General features: G+C 44.8%; 1 pseudogene. It reads left to right on the top strand.

Going from position 1 to position 830, the window contains the following annotated elements:
- Nucleotides 1-830: pseudogene (locus V7S76_RS13260) on the top strand (hypothetical protein); the annotation flags it as partial.

The raw sequence follows: 830 nt of genomic DNA, 5'->3' as shown, positions 1-830 counted from the left end.
GAGTCTTCACGCAAGTGAACCCAGGTATTTATAGCATTACCATTAAATCGCAAGCTGGATGCGTAAGCACAGCAACGACGGATACGGTAAATGCTCAACCAAACACTCCAGCGACTCCTATTGTCACCATCACTCAACCAACATGCAACGTTTCCACAGGAACGATTACGGTGGCAGCCTCTGGCATCAACACGGATCAATACAGCATTGATGGCACGAATTATCAATCAGGAAGAGTCTTCACGCAAGTGAACCCAGGTATTTATAGCATTACCATTAAATCAATAACTGGATGCGTAAGCACAGCGACGACGGATACGGTAAATGCTCAACCCAATACTCCAACAAGACCCATAATCAGTAGTAGTGGTTCGACGGTGTGTGCAGGAACAAGTATTAGCTTAACAAGTAGTTCTGCCACCGGAAACCAATGGTACCGAAACGGATCAGCGATCATTGGAGCCAATGCACAGGAGTTTGTTACCAATCAATCGGGTAATTATGAGGTGGAATATACCAACAATGCGGGTTGTACAAGTGCCAAGAGTTTAGCCGAACAAGTAGTAGTCAATGCGATACCAAGTGCAAATATCGCCCAAGGAAGCGCATTAGGATTTAGCAATTGTGGAACGAGTAGCATCTTATTAAGCGCGCAGACAAGTGCCAGCAGTCCATCTTACCAATGGTACAAAGATGGTCAATCCATTAGCAATGCAACATCGAGTAGCTATAGCGCAAGTCAAGCTGGCAATTACAGTGTCTTGATTAGCGAAAACGGATGTAGCCACGAATCGAGCATCACCAAAATATTACCACCAGCGAATATCAAT

The organism is Aquirufa sp. ROCK2-A2, from assembly GCF_054558485.1.
This window is presented reverse-complemented; position numbering and strand designations above follow the sequence as displayed.